Raw genomic sequence first — 14,647 nt, 5'->3', positions numbered from 1 at the left:
CATGAGGATCATCGCGGGAAAAGCCGGGCGCACCGCCATCAAGGTGCCCTCGGCGGTCGCACGGCCGACCACCGATTTCGTCCGCCAGGCGATCTTTTCCATCCTCGGGGAAACGGTGGGCGGTGCCCGCGTGCTGGATCTCTTCTGCGGTTCCGGCGCGCTGGGGCTTGAGGCGCTCAGCCGGGGCGCGGCGTCCTGCGTGTTTGTGGACGAGCACAGACAGGCAGTTTCCGTGACGGAGGAGAACCTGAGGAAAGCCCGGCTCGAAGGCGGGCGAACGGCCAAGGCGGAGGCCTTCCATTTCCTGAAGCGCGATCCCGCCACCTACGATCTCATCCTCGCCGATCCGCCCTACTGGAAGGGCTACGGCGATACGGATCTCGTCGCAAAACTCCTGGAATTGCCGGAGCTCCCCGACCGCCTCGCCCCCGGCGGCCACCTCGTCGCAGAGATTTCCTCCGCCCAACCGACTCCCCCATCCCCGCATTTCCGCTTGCTCGCCCGCCGCGAATACGGCTCCAGCGCCATCCTCATTCTCACCCACCCGGAAGCATGAAAGAGCACCTCGTCCTCATCATCTACCGGCTCCTGCTGCCCTTGCTTTTCCTCGTGGCATTTCCCGGATGGATCCTGAAAATGCTGCGCCGGGGTGGCTTCGGAACCGCTCTGAACGAGCGCATCGGCATCTATCTGACCGAAAAGGAATTCGAGCCCTGCGGAGCGATTCACCTCCACGCCGTCAGCGTCGGAGAGACGATGCTCGCCCTCAAGCTAGTCCGGGCATGGCTCACGGCACACCCCGGCAGCCGTTTCGTCCTCGCCACCGGCACCTCCACCGGGCACGACGCGGCCACCGCCGCCAATCTTCCGGACCTGCGCGTCACCTATTGCCCGCTCGATTTCCCGTGGATGATACGCAGCTATCTATCGCGCTTCGAGCCATCGTCCATCGTCCTCATCGAGGGCGAGATCTGGCCGGGACTGCTCATCTCTGCGGAGCGCCGCAACATCCCCGTCTCACTCGCCAACGCCCGCACCTCACCCCGATCCGCGAAGCGCTTCCTCAAGCTCGCACCCCTGCTCCGCCCGTTTTTTTCCCGCCTATCCGCCGTTTGCATCCAGGAAGAGGAGCACCGCAGCCTGTGGCAAGCGCTTGGGATAAACCCGGAAAACATCCACCTGACCGGCAGCATCAAGTTCGACCCGCGATCTTCCGCGCCTCCCACTCCCGACCCGGCTTTTGCGGAAATGCTCGCCTCCTTCGGCCCAGGCCGCCCCATCGTCCTGGCAGCCAGCACCTTTCCCGGAGAGGAAACCCTCCTCGCCGGAGCCATTCTTGCCGCCGATGATAACGCCCTTGCCGTCATCGTCCCCCGCCATGCGGAGAGGCGCGCGGAAGTCGCCGCAGATCTCGCCGCCGCCGGTTTTTCCGTAAGCCTGCGCAGCTCATGGGGGAAGATCCCTCCCGCCCAGGGAACCCGCCAGGCTTTCGTCATCGACTCCACCGGCGAGCTCGCCACTTGGATGACCCATGCGGATGCCGTCATCATCGGGAAATCCTTCCTCTCCATTGGCGGCCAGAACCCCGCCGAGGCAATCATCGCACACAAGCCGCTCATTCTCGGCCCGCACATGGAGAATTTCCAGCCACTCGCTGGCCACCTGGTATCTGCGGGCGCCGCCCTCTCGGCCGATGACAAAGACTCCATCGTGAGGACAATACGCACCGCCCTCGATCCCACTGCCGCCAATGAGCTTGTGGAAAAGGCCTCCATCGTCCTCGCCCGCCACGAGGGCGCGACAAACCGCCATCTCCGGGTCTTGCATCCCATCTCAGGGCATGCCTGAATCCGCGCACAAACCGAGTTTGTCTTTTCCCATCCAACCCCATATCCTCCCGCCCGTGAGCGACACCCCTCCCAATCCCCTCGAAGGACTTCTTTCAAATTTCGCCCTAGGCCCCGCCTGGGCGCGGGCGAAATCCGAACCGGTAGAGAAAAAATTCAAGCACGCCGCCGAGCGCGAGTTCAAGCCGCGCGGTGGCGGCGAGCGCAGGGACGGTCAGCGTGGCGGCGGTGGCAGCCGCGACGACAGGCGCGGAGGAGGGCAGCGCAGCGGCGGCGGACGGCGTGATTCCGAAAAGGGAGGCCGCGGCGGACGGCCGGACTTCCAGCGGGAGGAAATCCCGCCCGCCGAGGGAGTCACCGTGACACTGGCCCCGGACAAAACTGCGATCCAGCTCATCATCAAGGAAGTCCACCAGGTCGCGCGCGTCTATCCGCTCTTCGATGTCGCCGAAATCATCCTCGCAGAGCGCTCCCGCCTGCGCGCCACCTTTGAGATATCCGAACGGAAAGACCCTTTCTTCCGCTGCAAGATCGATGAAGCCATCTACCTGACGAAAGAGGAAGCGCTGCGCCATCTCCTCGAAGCCCCCTGGCGCAACCGTTTCATCGAGGAATCCACCATCGAGATCGATCCACCGAAAGGGAACTTCCAGTCCGTCGCCCGCTGCGGCATTTCCGGCGAGTGGCTCGGCCCGCCGAACTTCCATGCCTACCAGACAGAGATCCGCCGCATCCATCGCGAGCGCTTCCCCAACATGCCCTTCGCAGCCTATCAGGCAAAAGTCCGCACCGAGCGCGGCGAGGAAGCCGTCAACGCATGGCTGGACTCCATGAAAACCCAAACCCGCTGGCGCATCCTTTCCGACGAGGAATCCGCGGCGGTGGCGGCGGATTCCACCCGCCTGCCCCAGGCTCCGCCATCCGCCGAACAGCCCAAGGCCGAGCAGGAAGCCCCAGCGGTGGAGGAAGCCCCGGTCGAAGAAGCGGTCGAAGAAGCCACCGCCGGAGAACCTGTAGCGGAATCCGATACCTCCACGCCCCCTGAGGAAAACGAAGAGATCCCCGAACAGGAAGAAATTCCAGGCGATGCATCCGAACCCAGCGAAGCCACCGCCGAGCCCGCCGCCGATGACAGGATCAAATGGTTCACCGACCGCGCCGAATTCGAGCGAGCCCTCGCCGCCGAGGTTTTGGAAAAAGCCTTCCACATCACCCGCAAGACCAAGGTTTCCGCCGCCATTTCCGGAAAAAACCTTTCCCCCGGGCTGCTTGTCCGCCTCAAAGGCACCGGCAACCACCACCGCAAGCACCCCGCCATCCTCATCCCCATCATCTGCCAGATCCTCGAGGCCGAGCACATGCCGGTCTTCAAGCGCAAAGGCAAACTCTTCACCGGCCCGGCCCGACCCAAGCCGCTTGCCGCCGATGCGGTGCTCGCCCAGCGGCCCGCCGAAATGGTCAAATGGATCCGTGAGAACCCGCCCGCGAAACTCGAAGGCCTCTGGAAAGCCTGCCTCCCGGAAGGTGCCACCGCACCGCCCGCCGAATACGCCGCTGACCTTTTCTGGCTCCTCCAGCAAGGCCACATCCTCCTCTACACCGACGACACCCTCTCCGTTCAGGAAGTCCCAAAACCCCAGGAACCCAAGAAACCCAAGAAGCCGAAAGACAACAAAAAGGCTCCTGAAGACAAGCACGCCAACGAGCCCGAAATCATCCCGGTGCCCGGCGAAGAAAACCCATCCGAACCCGCTTCAGGAGAGCCAAGCTGCGAAGCGGCCCCATCCGCGCCGGAATCCGGGGCAACACCGCCGGAACCCACGCCGGAGCAAACCGAAGAGCCCGCCTCCGATCAATCGGCTCCCCCCGAAGAGAAATCTTCCCCTGAAAACTGAACACTTTCGCCAAGAAAACTAACTTTCATGTCCAAACAACAGACCCTCGCCGGCTCCGCCACCCTCGAAGGAACCTCGCTCCACACCGGATCGAAAGTCTCGCTCACCCTCAAGCCCGCCCCCGAGAACCACGGTTTCAAGTTCCGCCGCGTCGATCTCCCCGACCAGCCCTTCATCAATGCGGATGTCGATAAGGTCCAGACCGTCGAGCGCGCCACCACCCTGGCCGAGGGCTCGGTCAAGGTTCACACCGTCGAGCACGTCCTCTCCGCCCTGACCGGCATGGGCATCGACAACGCCCTCATCGAGATGGATGCCAACGAGCCTCCAATCGGCGACGGCTCCTCCCGTCCCTTCGTGGAGCTCATCAAGCAGGCCGGCATCGCCCAGCAGGAAGCCCCGCGCAAGGTCTGGGAGATCCGCGAGCCCATCCACCAGGAAATGGGCGACGGCACCATCATCACCATCGTCCCCAGCAAGACCTTCCGCGTCTCCGTCACCAACGTCGGCCCCGAAGGCCGATTCACCCAATACTTTTCCTCCGAGATATCGCCGGAGACCTACGAGACGGAAATCGCACCCGCCCGCACCTTCGTCTACTACGAGGATGTGAAACCCTTGTTAGAGAAAGGCCTGATCAAGGGCGGCTCGCTCGAAAGCGCCGTCGTCATCCGCGGAAACGAGGTGATGTCCAAGGAACCCGTCCGCTACCCCAACGAGTTCGCCCGCCACAAGGCGCTCGACCTGATCGGCGATCTCATGCTCTCCGGCAAGCGTATCCTCGGCCACGTCATCGCCGTCAAGCCCGGCCACGGCCCGAACACGAAGATGGCCTCCACGCTCAAGAAGGAATACGAGCGGATGAAGGCGATGGTGCCATCCCCCATCACCATCCCGGATGGGGAGAGCGTCCTCGATGTCAACGAGGTCATGCGCATCCTCCCCCACCGCTACCCTTTCCTGATGGTGGATCGGGTGATCGACTTCGGCGAAAGCTCCTGCACCGCGCTCAAGAACGTCTCGATCAACGAGCCGTTTTTCCAAGGCCACTTCCCCGGCCATCCCATCATGCCGGGCGTGCTCCAGCTTGAGGGCATGGCCCAGGTTTCCTCCATCCTCATGCTCCGCAAGCCCGAGAATCTCGGGAAAATCGGTTACTTCCTGTCCGCCGACAACGTCAAGTGGCGCAAGCCGGTCATGCCCGGGGACACCCTCATCACCGAGGCGAAAACGACCAAGGTGCGCGGAAACATCGGCCAAACCTCCTGCCGCTGCCTCGTCAACGGCGAGGTCGTCTCCGAAGCGGATCTCAAGTTCGCCCTCTTCGACCGCTAGCCGGGCTTGCCCGAGCCCGGAAATTCATTTGTCATACCTCGCATGGATCTTGAAGGACTTCACGCGGCGCTCGCCGCTTCGCCGGACAACGTCCCGCTCATCCTCATGGTCGCGAAGGCGGAGGAGTACCACTTCGGTTTTTTCCGCGCACGGGATCTGTATGATCGCGTGCTCGTCCTCGATCCCGACAACAGCGAGGCGCTGCTAGGCATCGCACGCGTCCTCGAGATGACGGGAAAAAGCTCCGAGGCCATCGTAAGGCTGGAGGATCTCTGCTCCCGCAAGCCGCATTTCGCACCGGCCTGGATGCTCCGCGCGAGCATGTCGCTCGGCGAGAAGGATGCCGCCGCCGCCCGCAAATTCTACGACAAGGCCGTCGGGCTGGATCGCTCCGTGGCGGACGACGAACTGCTGGAAAAAATCCTCTCCAGCCCCGGCCAGAAGCGCGGCGTGATGGCCTCCAACGGAGATATCCACGATTTCGAGGACAACGATGATTTCGATGACGATGACGATTTCCCCTTCGAGGGTCTGGACGCCGCCGCCGCGCTGGATCTCGGGGTCGAGTTCCGGGTGAGGACGGACACCAGGTTCGCGGACGTCGGAGGCATGGAAAAAGTGAAGGATGATATCCGGATGAAGATCATCCACCCCTTGAAAAACCCGGAGCTCTTTGCCGCATACGGAAAGAAAGCCGGGGGCGGGGTTTTGCTCTACGGCCCACCCGGCTGCGGGAAGACGATGATGGCGCAGGCCACCGCCGGTGAGATCGAATCCACCTTCCTCTCCGTCGGCCTCCACCAGATCCTAGACATGTACATCGGCGAGTCCGAGCAGAAGCTCCACAAGATCTTCGAGCTGGCCCGCAAGTCCACGCCAGCCGTGCTTTTCTTCGATGAGACGGACGCCCTCGCCGCAGACCGCCGCGACATGCGCCAATCCGCAGGCCGCACCCTCATCAACCAGTTCCTCTCCGAGCTGGATGGCGCACAGGCGCAGAACGACGATCTGCTCATCCTCGGTGCGACCAACGCCCCGTGGCAACTCGATGGCGCCTTCCTCCGCCCCGGCCGCTTCGACCGCATCATTTTCGTCCCACCGCCGGATCTCAAGGCACGCGAGGAGATTGCGAAAATCCATGCCCGCAACAGGCCGCTGGCGGACTTCGATCCGGCGGACATCGCCAAGCGCACCGAGGGATTTTCCGGCGCAGACATGAAGGCGGTCTTCGATCAGGCCACGGAAGCCGCCATCGCGGAGGCCATGAGGAAAGGCGGCATCGTCCCCGTGACCGGCAAGATGCTCGCCAAGGCGGCGAAGGATGTGAAGCCTTCCACGAAAAAATGGTTCGAGAGCGCCAAGAACCACGCGCTCTATGCAAACCAGAGCGGATTCTACGATGACATCCTCACCTACCTCGGCCTGAAGAAATGAGCGCCGCATTCACCCGCGCACAGCTCCTGCGTGAGCGCGGCCGCCATGAGGAAGCCGTCGCCATCCTCTTGTCCCACCTCGCGCACCACCCGGAGGATCCCGCCGCCTTCATCGAGCTTGCGCTCAACCGCATGGAGATCCCCGGCCAGATGAAGCTCGCCCTCGGCGATGCCCGTTCCGCCACCGGCCTGCTGCCAGGACTCGCCTTTCCCCTCGCCCTCCAGTCCCGCATCCTCACCCACCTGAACAAGGCCAAGGAAGCCCTTGCTCTCGCCGAGTCCGCCATCGCCCTGGAACCGGATTCCGATTACGCGTGGAATTCCAAATGCGTCGCCCTCATCGACCTCACCCGCTGGAAGGATGCCGAGGAAGCCGCGCGCAAGGCGCTTGAGATCGACCCGGACGATGAGATGGGGTCAAACCTCCTCGCCCACGTCCTGCGCATGCAGAACCGCCTCGACGAATCCGAGGAGGAATCCTCCCGCCGCCTCGCCCGCGATCCGGAGAACGCCTTCTCCTTCGCCACCGCCGGCTGGGCGGCCCTCCAACGCGGCGACATCAAGGGAGCCGAGGAAAAATTCCGCGAGTCGCTCCGCATCGATCCGGAGATGGGATACGCCCGCGAAGGCCTCAAGGAATCGTTCCGCGCACGCTCCGCCTTTTTCCGGCTGTTCCTGAAATGGTCGTTTTTCCTTCAGAAATTCAGCGAGAGCAACCGCACCCTGATCATCATTTCCCTCATCATCGGCTTCCGCGTGCTGCGCACCCTGGCCGCAGGCATCCATCCGCTGCTCGTGGTCCTTGTGGTCTTCGCCTACTATCTTTTCGTCTTCGGCAGCTGGCTGAGCAGCGGGCTCGCAAATTTTTTCCTGCTCCGGGATCCTGTCGCGAGGATGTCGCTGGATCGCATGGAAAAGATCGAAGGGATGGCCATCGCCGCGCTTTTTTTCGGTGGGACAAGCTCCGTCCTTGTGGGCTTCACCATGCCCATGATGCCGCTCGCCGCAGCCGGCTGCGCCCTGCTGGCCGCCGCGATCCCGGCATCCATGGTTTTCACCAACCCATCCCGCAAAGGCACCGCCGTCTTTGCGCTGATCACCGCCGCCATATTCATCGCCGGGGCAGGACTCACTGCGGAAGTGATTGCTCACCCGGAAAACGGCCTGATGAAGCACCGTGCCGGGAATCTTTTCACCACCATGATCGTGCTATGCGCAGGCGCATCATGGCTCGGCATGGCCCGCTCGCTCCGCACACGCGGATAGGGCTGAATCACTTCTCCACCACCCGATACACCGGACCGCTCAGATCGGTGATGTAAAGCTCGCCCTCGGCGTCCTCGCCGAAGGAGGAGATGAGGTTGATGCGGCCGCCCTCAGGCTGAAGTTCGCTGGTGTGATCGGTGAAACCGGAAACGCTCCCATCCTTTTCGACAAGCGACCAAATCCGGGGATTCTGGTAATCCGCGAACACGTAGCGGCCTATCAGATCAGGAACCTTGGAGCCGCGATACACGTAGCCGCCCGTCACCGAGAGGCCTTCGCTCGGGCCGCTGCCGTGCTTGTAGACATATACCGGCTCGACATTGGCATTGGGTTTCTTCCCACCCACCTCCTTCTTGGGCGTCTCGATCTCGCCCTCGCGGAGCCTCCATCCGAAGTTCATGCCACCCGCTTTGCCGTTCTCCACGAAGTTGATTTCCTCCCAATGGTTCTGGCCGACATCGCCGATCCAGAAATCACCGGTCTGGCGATCAAAGGAGCAGCGCCATGGGTTGCGCAGGCCGATGGCATGGATCTCTGGAAGGGCACCTCTTTTCCCCGCGAAGGCATTGTCCTTCGGCACTTTGTAGCCTTTCTCGCCGGAGACATCGAGGCGCAGGAGCTTGCCCAGGTGGCTGGTTAGATCCTGGGCGAGGTTCTTCGGATCATTCGCCGCACCGCCGTCCCCGGTAGCGATGTAGAGGAATCCGTCGTGGCCGAAATCGAGCCAGCCGCCGTTGTGGTTTCCGAAAGGCTGCTTGTATTCGAGGATGATTTCGCCGGATTCCGGATCGGTCGTGGCACCGTCCTTGGTGACATAGCGCACGATGCGCGAGTCGCCGCCCAGCTCGTTGTAGTTGATGTAGTATCTGCCGGATTTCCCGAAATCCGGGGCGAAAGCCAGGCCAAGCAATCCCTGTTCGTTGCTCTTGCGCGTGACCTTGTCCCTGATATCCAGGAAAGGCTCCTTGGATTTTTCCCCCGTCGCCAGGTCGATGATCCAGACGGTGCCGGCCTGCTCCATGACCCAGAGCTTACCTTTCACGGAGGCGGGGGCACCGGCCCAGACCGGGCGTTCGAGGCCTTTGTAAACCACTTCGGTTCCTATCCCCGCGTGGAGGCTTGATGCAAGGGCGATGGGCAGGATGGAAAATGCTGTTGCTGAATACATGCATTCGCATTCTATCCCCGTTTTTCCCATAGGCAAGATACGGATTTCAATGCAGGGCGGATTTTTCGTGACCCGTTCCGCCTCGCTCCGCACCTTTCCCGCACATGCAAGACAAGACCCTCGCCAAGATCGAATCGCTCGGACTGAAACTGCCGGAAGTGCCCCAGCCCATCGCCGCCTACGTGAACTGGGTGCGCACCGGAAACCTCCTGTTCCTCTCAGGCGGTCTCCCCATCGACGGTGATGCCAAGATCCTCGGGAAAGTCCCCTCCGCCTGCCCGGTGGAGAAGGCGGTCGAGGGATCCCGCATCGCCATCCTCAACCGGCTGGCGGTGATCAAGGAGGCGATCGGCTCGCTGGACAACGTGAAGCAGATCGTCACCCTCAATGGCTTCGTGAACTCGGAACCCGACTTCACGGGACATCCCACCGTGATCAACGGGGCGTCCGAACTTTTGGTGGAAATCTTCGGCGAGCGCGGCAAGCACTCCCGCACCGCGCTTGGCGTCGCGGCATTGCCGCTGGATGTTTCCGTGGAGATCAACCTCGTCGTCGAAGTTGCCTGATTCGTTTCAGGAAATATCCCGCAACGAGTGCGGCTCTTTCAGAAACGATGGGTCGTGGAAAGCACGTTCGGCTGGTTGATCCAGTCCCGGAGCTTGATCCGTGTCCCAATGGCAAAGCGGAAGCTTAGGAGGTTAGCCGCGTGTGAACCGTTTTTCAGAAAGTCTCTGAGAAAGCCCTGGATCCTTGCGCAGCGCAGCGCTCAACTGCCCTTTCATCCGAATGATTGCGGAACATGCAGGCAAAAAGATCAGGCCGCGCTGGCCGGAGCCTGTATGAGGAGACAATCCTCAAGGAAGGGCTGGAGGGCGTGCATGAGGGCGGAACCGGCCTGCTCGAAGCGCTCTCGGAAATGATCCTCGATGCGGTGCAGGGAAAAACCTAGGTCGGCGAGCATGAGTTCGTTGGGCTTGCCGCGGACTATTGCGACAAGCAGCACGTGCTTGCCGACTTCGGCGATGACGTTGCGCCCGTCCGCCTGCTCGAAGGAGCGGCGGATGGCGCCCGCGTCATCGCGGACCTGGATGGCGATCCTGTGGGCCGCGCCCTCGACGCGCTTGGCGGAGGAATGTCGGGCGGGGTCGCAGCTTGCGAAGGAGATCAAGGCGAGGGTCTCCGAATCGAAAAGGAAGACCTCCTCGACCTGGAAGCGGTTGGTTTTTTCGAAAAGCACATCCTCGAAGGAGCGGCTGGAGAAAAGCGCCTGGAGCCTCCAGACGGTTCGATCCATGAAGCCCGGAGCCTGGAAGGGGCGCGAGGCGGGGCTGTATTCCGCAAGGGCGCGGCGGACGGTGGCGCGGAGCATTGGCTCAAGGAAGGCATCCATCCTGCTGCCTTCGCTCTGATAGATGGCATGGCGGACGGCGGCCTGCACGATGGGTGCGAAGGCTTCCGTCAGATCCTCGTCGCTGTAGTCCGGGGCGGCCTTGAACGGGTAATCGTCGGCGGACGGGGCTTCCGGGGGCAGGACGATTTCCGGCAGGAGAACCGGCTTGGGCGGAGTGGCTGCGGAGTGCTGGACCGGTAGATGCCCGATGGATTTCGCCAGTGGCGGCGTGTATGATGGATCCGCGTAGGCGCGGGCGGCGGGGACGGCTGGAAGCACCATGAGCGGGCGGAACCAGCTTTTGGGCACTTCGTCCGAGGAAACCGGCAGGGCGGAGCGGAACTGCGGCATGTTCTGGAATCCGCCGTCGCCACCGGGAGCGGCGGCACTTGGTATGGGGCTGAAATGCCTGCCGCTCATGCCTTGGGCGGGATGGGATTTGAAAAGGAAGCTGCGCTTTCGGCTAGCGCGCGGGCGGCGGCGGCGATCCTTGCGAATCTTTCCTCGACAGAGCCCAGGCACCCAGACTTGGCCTCAAGCTCGGAAAAACGCCTTTCGAAGCCGTCCTTGATCGCGGCGAGTTCCGCACGCAGGCCCTCGGCAAGCTGGCGGTCGTGGCTTTCGAGGCGGGCGTTGATGGATTTCTGCCACTCAACGAGCCAAGCTCCGAGCTTCCGCTCAAGGTTCTCCACCGCCGGAAGGGTGGTGGCGGCGGACTTTTCACGGGCGATTTCCTGAATCTGGAATGCAAGCCGCTGCGCTTCCTGGCGCTGCATGGCGGCGGTCGCCTCAAGGTCGCCGCGGCTGTTCTCAATGCGATGGACATGATCCTGCAGGGCTTCGACACGGGCTTCGGTCACAAGCAGCCTGTCTTCGAACTGCTCGGGATTCACCGAGCGTGGCATGACGGAAGGGGCGGACTCGAGGCGGGATATGCGGCCTTCGAGACGCTCCAAATGGCGGCCGACGATGATCTCGCGGATGCGCTCCACCGTCTGGGACGGATTAAGGGTGGGTGGTGTGGGTGACATGGCAAGCTCTGCGTGGGGGGTGATTCCAAGAGGGTGTCCGGAACTCGGCTGAGGTAGCGCCCTGTGTGTACCCAAAAGGGGGGAATCTTGTAAACAGATTCCTAGTCACTTCGTTTCCGGTGATATTACGAAAATCCTTATCACCCGGAATACACCGCCACCGGTCCGATCCCGTTTCCCTGGACGCGGCGGAGCTTTCCGACTGCAGCTATGACTTTCGCGGCGGCGGCGGCGGACTCTTCCGCGGTGTTCAGGCGGGAAAACGAAAAACGCAGGCTGGTTTTCGCCCGCTGCTCCGGGATGCCCATGGCTAGCTGGACGTGGGATGGTTTCTGTTTTCCTGTCATGCAGGCGGAGCCGGCTGAGCAGGCCACCCCGGCCTCATCAAGTAGGATGAGCAGACCCGCCGCGTCGCAGCCTTCGAAGGAAATGTGAGAGGTGTTGGGAAGGCGGTTTTGCGGATCGCCGTTCAGAGTCACTCCGGTGACGGCTGCAAGGATTTCATTTTCAAAGGAATCCCTCATGCCGCGGATCCGTTCAGAGATGCCATCTCCCAGACCCAGGGTCGCCAGGCGCGCCGCCTCGCCCATGGCAACGATGGCCGCCACATTCTCGGTGCCGCTGCGGCGTCCGTTTTCCTGCCCCCCACCGAGGAGCAGGGGTGAAAAATCCAGGCCATTCCGGATGTAAAGGGCACCGATCCCCTTCGGCCCGTGGAACTTGTGTGCGGAGAGGGAGAGCATGTCAACGGCTGTGGTGCGGACATCGAAAGGGATTTTGCCGATCGCCTGGATCGCATCCGTATGGATCGGAAGGCCTAGTCCGCGCGCGATGGACGACAACTCTCCGAGCGGCTGGATGACTCCGGTCTCGTTGTTTGCGGACATGATGGAGAGATAGGCCAGCCCGGCGCACGCCGTGCGCAGCGAATCCGGATCGACCCTCCCGCCAACACCGACAGGAAGCAGGTGGACTCCCCTGCCCTGCTTTTCCACATGGCGCAGCACCGCGCTGTGCTCGATGGCTGACACGGCGGCCTTGCCATGGCCCGCCAGATTGTCGAGGGAATGCAGGGCGGTGTTGACACTCTCGGTGCCTGAGCCGGTGAATGCGATTTCCCCGGCATCCGCCCCGATGAGAGCTGCGACGTGCCCGCGCGCCGTGTCGATGGCGGCCCGGGCAAGCTTCGCGGCACGGTAGCTTCCGGATGGATTTGCATGGTTCCCGGAAAGCCAAGGCAGCATCGCGTCCAGAACTTCGGGAAGCATGGCCGTGGTCGCGTTTGCATCGAGATCGATCACGGCCTGATACTTCTACCGTTCCGGCCCGAAGACAATTGCGAATCCCGCCTCTCAGCTGCGGGCGGCGTTTTCCGCGAGATCCTGGATCCAGCGCAGCGCGGCATCAGCCCATGTCGCGGCTGTGCTGAGCCATGAGTATGCGAAATCCCGCAAACTTTCCACGGGCGAAGGCGCGGCAAGGCAGAGCAGCCCGATGAGGACGATGAGATTCCCGAAGTAGATGAGGACAAGCGAAAGGAAGGTGCCGTTGTCCTTGAGGTCCGGCTGATCCCTCGGGATCATCCAGAGCGTCCAAGTCAGGTGAAATGACCACGTGGCTCCGATCACTCCGTAGAAAACCATGTTGCCCAGCGGCGTGATCTCGTAGAGGAGGCTCGCCGTCACATAGGCGATCACCGCGATCACGCTCCAGAACGGAACGAAATACGGGGAGAGGGCGATAACCCAGTTGGTCTTGTCGGTGGTCACATAACCACCCTGCGTGCCCCAGTCCATGTCGAGCACCCTGCCGCCGAAGCATTTCACGAATGCGGCGTGGGTGACCTCGTGGCCGAAGACGTAGCAATACAGGAAGGCCGGCTGCCAGATCCGTGACCAGAACCAACCTAGCATCACCAGCGCGCCCACCGCGAAATACCAGAACTGCGAGGCCTGCCAGAATCCCTGCTCCACGGTTGTGTGGGAGAAGCGGATGAGGAAAGTCCAGGTCGTCACCCAGCAGACCGGCAGCAGGATGCAGGCGAGAAGGAAGCGCAGGAAATGGGTGCGGAGCCCCGGTTGGGATTCCTCGCAGTGGATTTCATCGATGCCGACGGAGGCGAGGAAATCCTTGCCGCTGCGCCGACGCAGGCGGCGCTTGTTCTCCTCGTGGCTGCGCTTCTTCACTGACGAAAGGAATGCGGGCACGCCCTGCGGACGCACCCTCTTCCTGTTCTGCTGATTCCTCGTGCTGGCCTTTATCTTCGTGCGGCTCATGGACAAACTCACATGGAAGGTATTTCGGAAAACTTAACGAATCAAGCCCCGGCTTCCGGATTCCGGCACAAAAAAACCCGCGCCCCAAGGGGGCGCGGGAAAACAATTCCACGAAAAAGACCGATGTGCCTAGCGGCGGCGGCGGAGGCAGAAACCCAGTGAGCTGATGACAAAAAGAAGGGCTGCGGAAGGCTCAGGGACGACTTTCGCCGTGATATTTCCGACCTTGAAGGCGTCGATGAATGTACTGTCCGTTTCAAGGCCCCGCTCCGGGCCGAAGAGGATTGCGTTGATTCCGCTGGAAGGAGAATCGATTCCAACGATCTTGGATGAGCTGGAGGAATTTCCTGACACTACCTTCTCAGGGAGGAAACCGAGAGCGGCAAGGCCGGAGTAACTCACGCCATCGAGATTGCTGTTGGCAATGTTACCCACCCAGTAGGAAACATCCTGGTCGTATGGCCCGGGGGAAGGTGTGATTTTGACCGATTGCACGGTTACAAGATGATCGAAGACGAAAAGGATATAGTCGTTCTGAAGGTAGTTATCAACCTGGTGCCATGGGCTGGAGTTATTCTCCTCACGGTTTACAACCCCAAGACCCGGACTCCATTGGCCGAGCTTGGCGCTTTCGAGCGCGTTGTTTGAGGAACCCTTGGTGTAACTCCATGCCGAGGCTGTAACCTTGACGCCGCTCTGGGTGAAAGAGAGGGAGTTTCCATTGGAGGAACCATATCCGGCAGAGCCGCCCAGGTTCCAAGTGAGTGTTTGTCCTTGTGAGGACATTGCGGAGGCAACGACCAGAGCGGCCGCTAGTGCGATCAATGCTTTCATGTTGTGGGGGGGTGGGGGGTGGGGGGTGGGGGGTGTCTTAACCGAGTTACGGCCAGACGCACCTAAATGACCAGACACCTAGATACACAACAAGCAAAAAATATACTTTTTAAGTTAAGTTTAATTAAAATTAAACCAACTAAACAATATGATTTCAACTATAGTAATATCA

13 protein-coding genes are annotated in these 14,647 nt (G+C 61.7%); 7 read left to right on the top strand and 6 right to left on the bottom strand.

What is annotated here, in order from left to right; genetic code table 11:
* The first annotated feature begins 1 nt into the window (after position 1).
* The 6 genes from HZ994_01310 to HZ994_01285 are packed head-to-tail and all read left to right on the top strand — an operon-like array spanning position 2 to position 7,776.
* On the top strand, positions 2-556 hold the full coding sequence (locus HZ994_01310; GenBank protein ID QTN31018.1) for an RsmD family RNA methyltransferase: 555 nt from the start codon (positions 2-4) through the stop codon (positions 554-556).
* A complete protein-coding gene (locus HZ994_01305; GenBank protein ID QTN31017.1) occupies positions 553-1,848 on the top strand; it encodes a hypothetical protein in 1,296 nt (431 codons plus the stop codon). The genes HZ994_01310 and HZ994_01305 overlap by 4 nt, the downstream gene beginning before the upstream one ends.
* A gap of 55 nt (positions 1,849-1,903) precedes the next feature.
* Positions 1,904-3,742 (top strand): hypothetical protein, encoded by a 1,839-nt coding sequence (locus HZ994_01300; protein QTN31016.1) that lies wholly within the window; start codon positions 1,904-1,906, stop codon positions 3,740-3,742.
* 27 nt (positions 3,743-3,769) lie between these two features.
* On the top strand, positions 3,770-5,077 hold the full coding sequence (locus HZ994_01295; GenBank protein QTN31015.1) for a bifunctional UDP-3-O-[3-hydroxymyristoyl] N-acetylglucosamine deacetylase/3-hydroxyacyl-ACP dehydratase: 1,308 nt from the start codon (positions 3,770-3,772) through the stop codon (positions 5,075-5,077).
* A 42-nt stretch (positions 5,078-5,119) separates the two neighbouring features.
* A complete protein-coding gene (locus tag HZ994_01290) occupies positions 5,120-6,511 on the top strand; it encodes an AAA family ATPase (protein ID QTN31014.1) in 1,392 nt (463 codons plus the stop codon).
* The gene (locus HZ994_01285; protein QTN31013.1) at positions 6,508-7,776 is read left to right on the top strand and encodes a tetratricopeptide repeat protein; all 1,269 of its coding nucleotides are present in this window, start codon (positions 6,508-6,510) and stop codon (positions 7,774-7,776) included. The genes HZ994_01290 and HZ994_01285 overlap by 4 nt, the downstream gene beginning before the upstream one ends.
* Before the next feature lie 7 nt (positions 7,777-7,783).
* Here HZ994_01285 and HZ994_01280 read toward each other — a convergent pair whose 3' ends face one another.
* Complete coding sequence (locus HZ994_01280; GenBank protein QTN31012.1) at positions 7,784-8,944, bottom strand: PQQ-dependent sugar dehydrogenase; 1,161 nt, start codon at positions 8,942-8,944, stop codon at positions 7,784-7,786.
* A gap of 104 nt (positions 8,945-9,048) precedes the next feature.
* On the opposite strand from HZ994_01280, the gene HZ994_01275 reads away from it, so the two are divergent.
* The gene (locus HZ994_01275) at positions 9,049-9,510 is read left to right on the top strand and encodes a RidA family protein (protein ID QTN31011.1); all 462 of its coding nucleotides are present in this window, start codon (positions 9,049-9,051) and stop codon (positions 9,508-9,510) included.
* A gap of 248 nt (positions 9,511-9,758) precedes the next feature.
* Here the strand turns inward: HZ994_01275 and HZ994_01270 are convergent, their stop codons facing one another.
* The 5 genes from HZ994_01270 to HZ994_01250 all read right to left on the bottom strand — a co-directional run bounded on the left by HZ994_01270 (position 9,759) and on the right by HZ994_01250 (position 14,475).
* Positions 9,759-10,754 (bottom strand): hypothetical protein, encoded by a 996-nt coding sequence (locus HZ994_01270; GenBank protein ID QTN31010.1) that lies wholly within the window; start codon positions 10,752-10,754, stop codon positions 9,759-9,761.
* Positions 10,751-11,365, bottom strand: a complete 615-nt coding sequence (locus HZ994_01265) for a hypothetical protein (protein ID QTN31009.1) — start codon at positions 11,363-11,365, stop codon at positions 10,751-10,753. Before HZ994_01265 ends, HZ994_01270 begins: the two co-directional genes overlap by 4 nt.
* Before the next feature lie 140 nt (positions 11,366-11,505).
* A complete protein-coding gene (locus tag HZ994_01260; GenBank protein QTN31008.1) occupies positions 11,506-12,666 on the bottom strand; it encodes an aminotransferase class V-fold PLP-dependent enzyme in 1,161 nt (386 codons plus the stop codon).
* Between the two features lie 51 nt (positions 12,667-12,717).
* Positions 12,718-13,641: a hypothetical protein gene (locus HZ994_01255; GenBank protein QTN31007.1), complete on the bottom strand. Its 924-nt coding sequence runs from the start codon at positions 13,639-13,641 to the stop codon at positions 12,718-12,720.
* 129 nt (positions 13,642-13,770) lie between these two features.
* Positions 13,771-14,475 (bottom strand): PEP-CTERM sorting domain-containing protein, encoded by a 705-nt coding sequence (locus tag HZ994_01250; protein QTN31006.1) that lies wholly within the window; start codon positions 14,473-14,475, stop codon positions 13,771-13,773.
* Positions 14,476-14,647: the final 172 nt, after the last annotated feature.

The organism is Akkermansiaceae bacterium (assembly GCA_017798145.1).
GTDB lineage: Bacteria > Verrucomicrobiota > Verrucomicrobiia > Verrucomicrobiales > Akkermansiaceae > Luteolibacter.
This window is presented reverse-complemented; position numbering and strand designations above follow the sequence as displayed.

Excerpts from the sequence above, each read along its gene's own strand:
- HZ994_01310 (QTN31018.1), top strand. The coding sequence starts at position 2 with ATGAGGATCATCGCGGGAAAAGCCGGGCGCACCGCCATCAAGGTGCCC.
- HZ994_01305 (QTN31017.1), top strand. The coding sequence starts at position 553 with ATGAAAGAGCACCTCGTCCTCATCATCTACCGGCTCCTGCTGCCCTTG.
- HZ994_01295 (QTN31015.1), top strand. The coding sequence starts at position 3,770 with ATGTCCAAACAACAGACCCTCGCCGGCTCCGCCACCCTCGAAGGAACC.
- HZ994_01290 (QTN31014.1), top strand. The coding sequence starts at position 5,120 with ATGGATCTTGAAGGACTTCACGCGGCGCTCGCCGCTTCGCCGGACAAC.
- HZ994_01285 (QTN31013.1), top strand. The coding sequence starts at position 6,508 with ATGAGCGCCGCATTCACCCGCGCACAGCTCCTGCGTGAGCGCGGCCGC.
- HZ994_01280 (QTN31012.1), bottom strand. The coding sequence starts at position 8,944 with ATGTATTCAGCAACAGCATTTTCCATCCTGCCCATCGCCCTTGCATCA.
- HZ994_01275 (QTN31011.1), top strand. The coding sequence starts at position 9,049 with ATGCAAGACAAGACCCTCGCCAAGATCGAATCGCTCGGACTGAAACTG.
- HZ994_01270 (QTN31010.1), bottom strand. The coding sequence starts at position 10,754 with ATGAGCGGCAGGCATTTCAGCCCCATACCAAGTGCCGCCGCTCCCGGT.
- HZ994_01265 (QTN31009.1), bottom strand. The coding sequence starts at position 11,365 with ATGTCACCCACACCACCCACCCTTAATCCGTCCCAGACGGTGGAGCGC.
- HZ994_01255 (QTN31007.1), bottom strand. The coding sequence starts at position 13,641 with ATGAGCCGCACGAAGATAAAGGCCAGCACGAGGAATCAGCAGAACAGG.
- HZ994_01250 (QTN31006.1), bottom strand. The coding sequence starts at position 14,475 with ATGAAAGCATTGATCGCACTAGCGGCCGCTCTGGTCGTTGCCTCCGCA.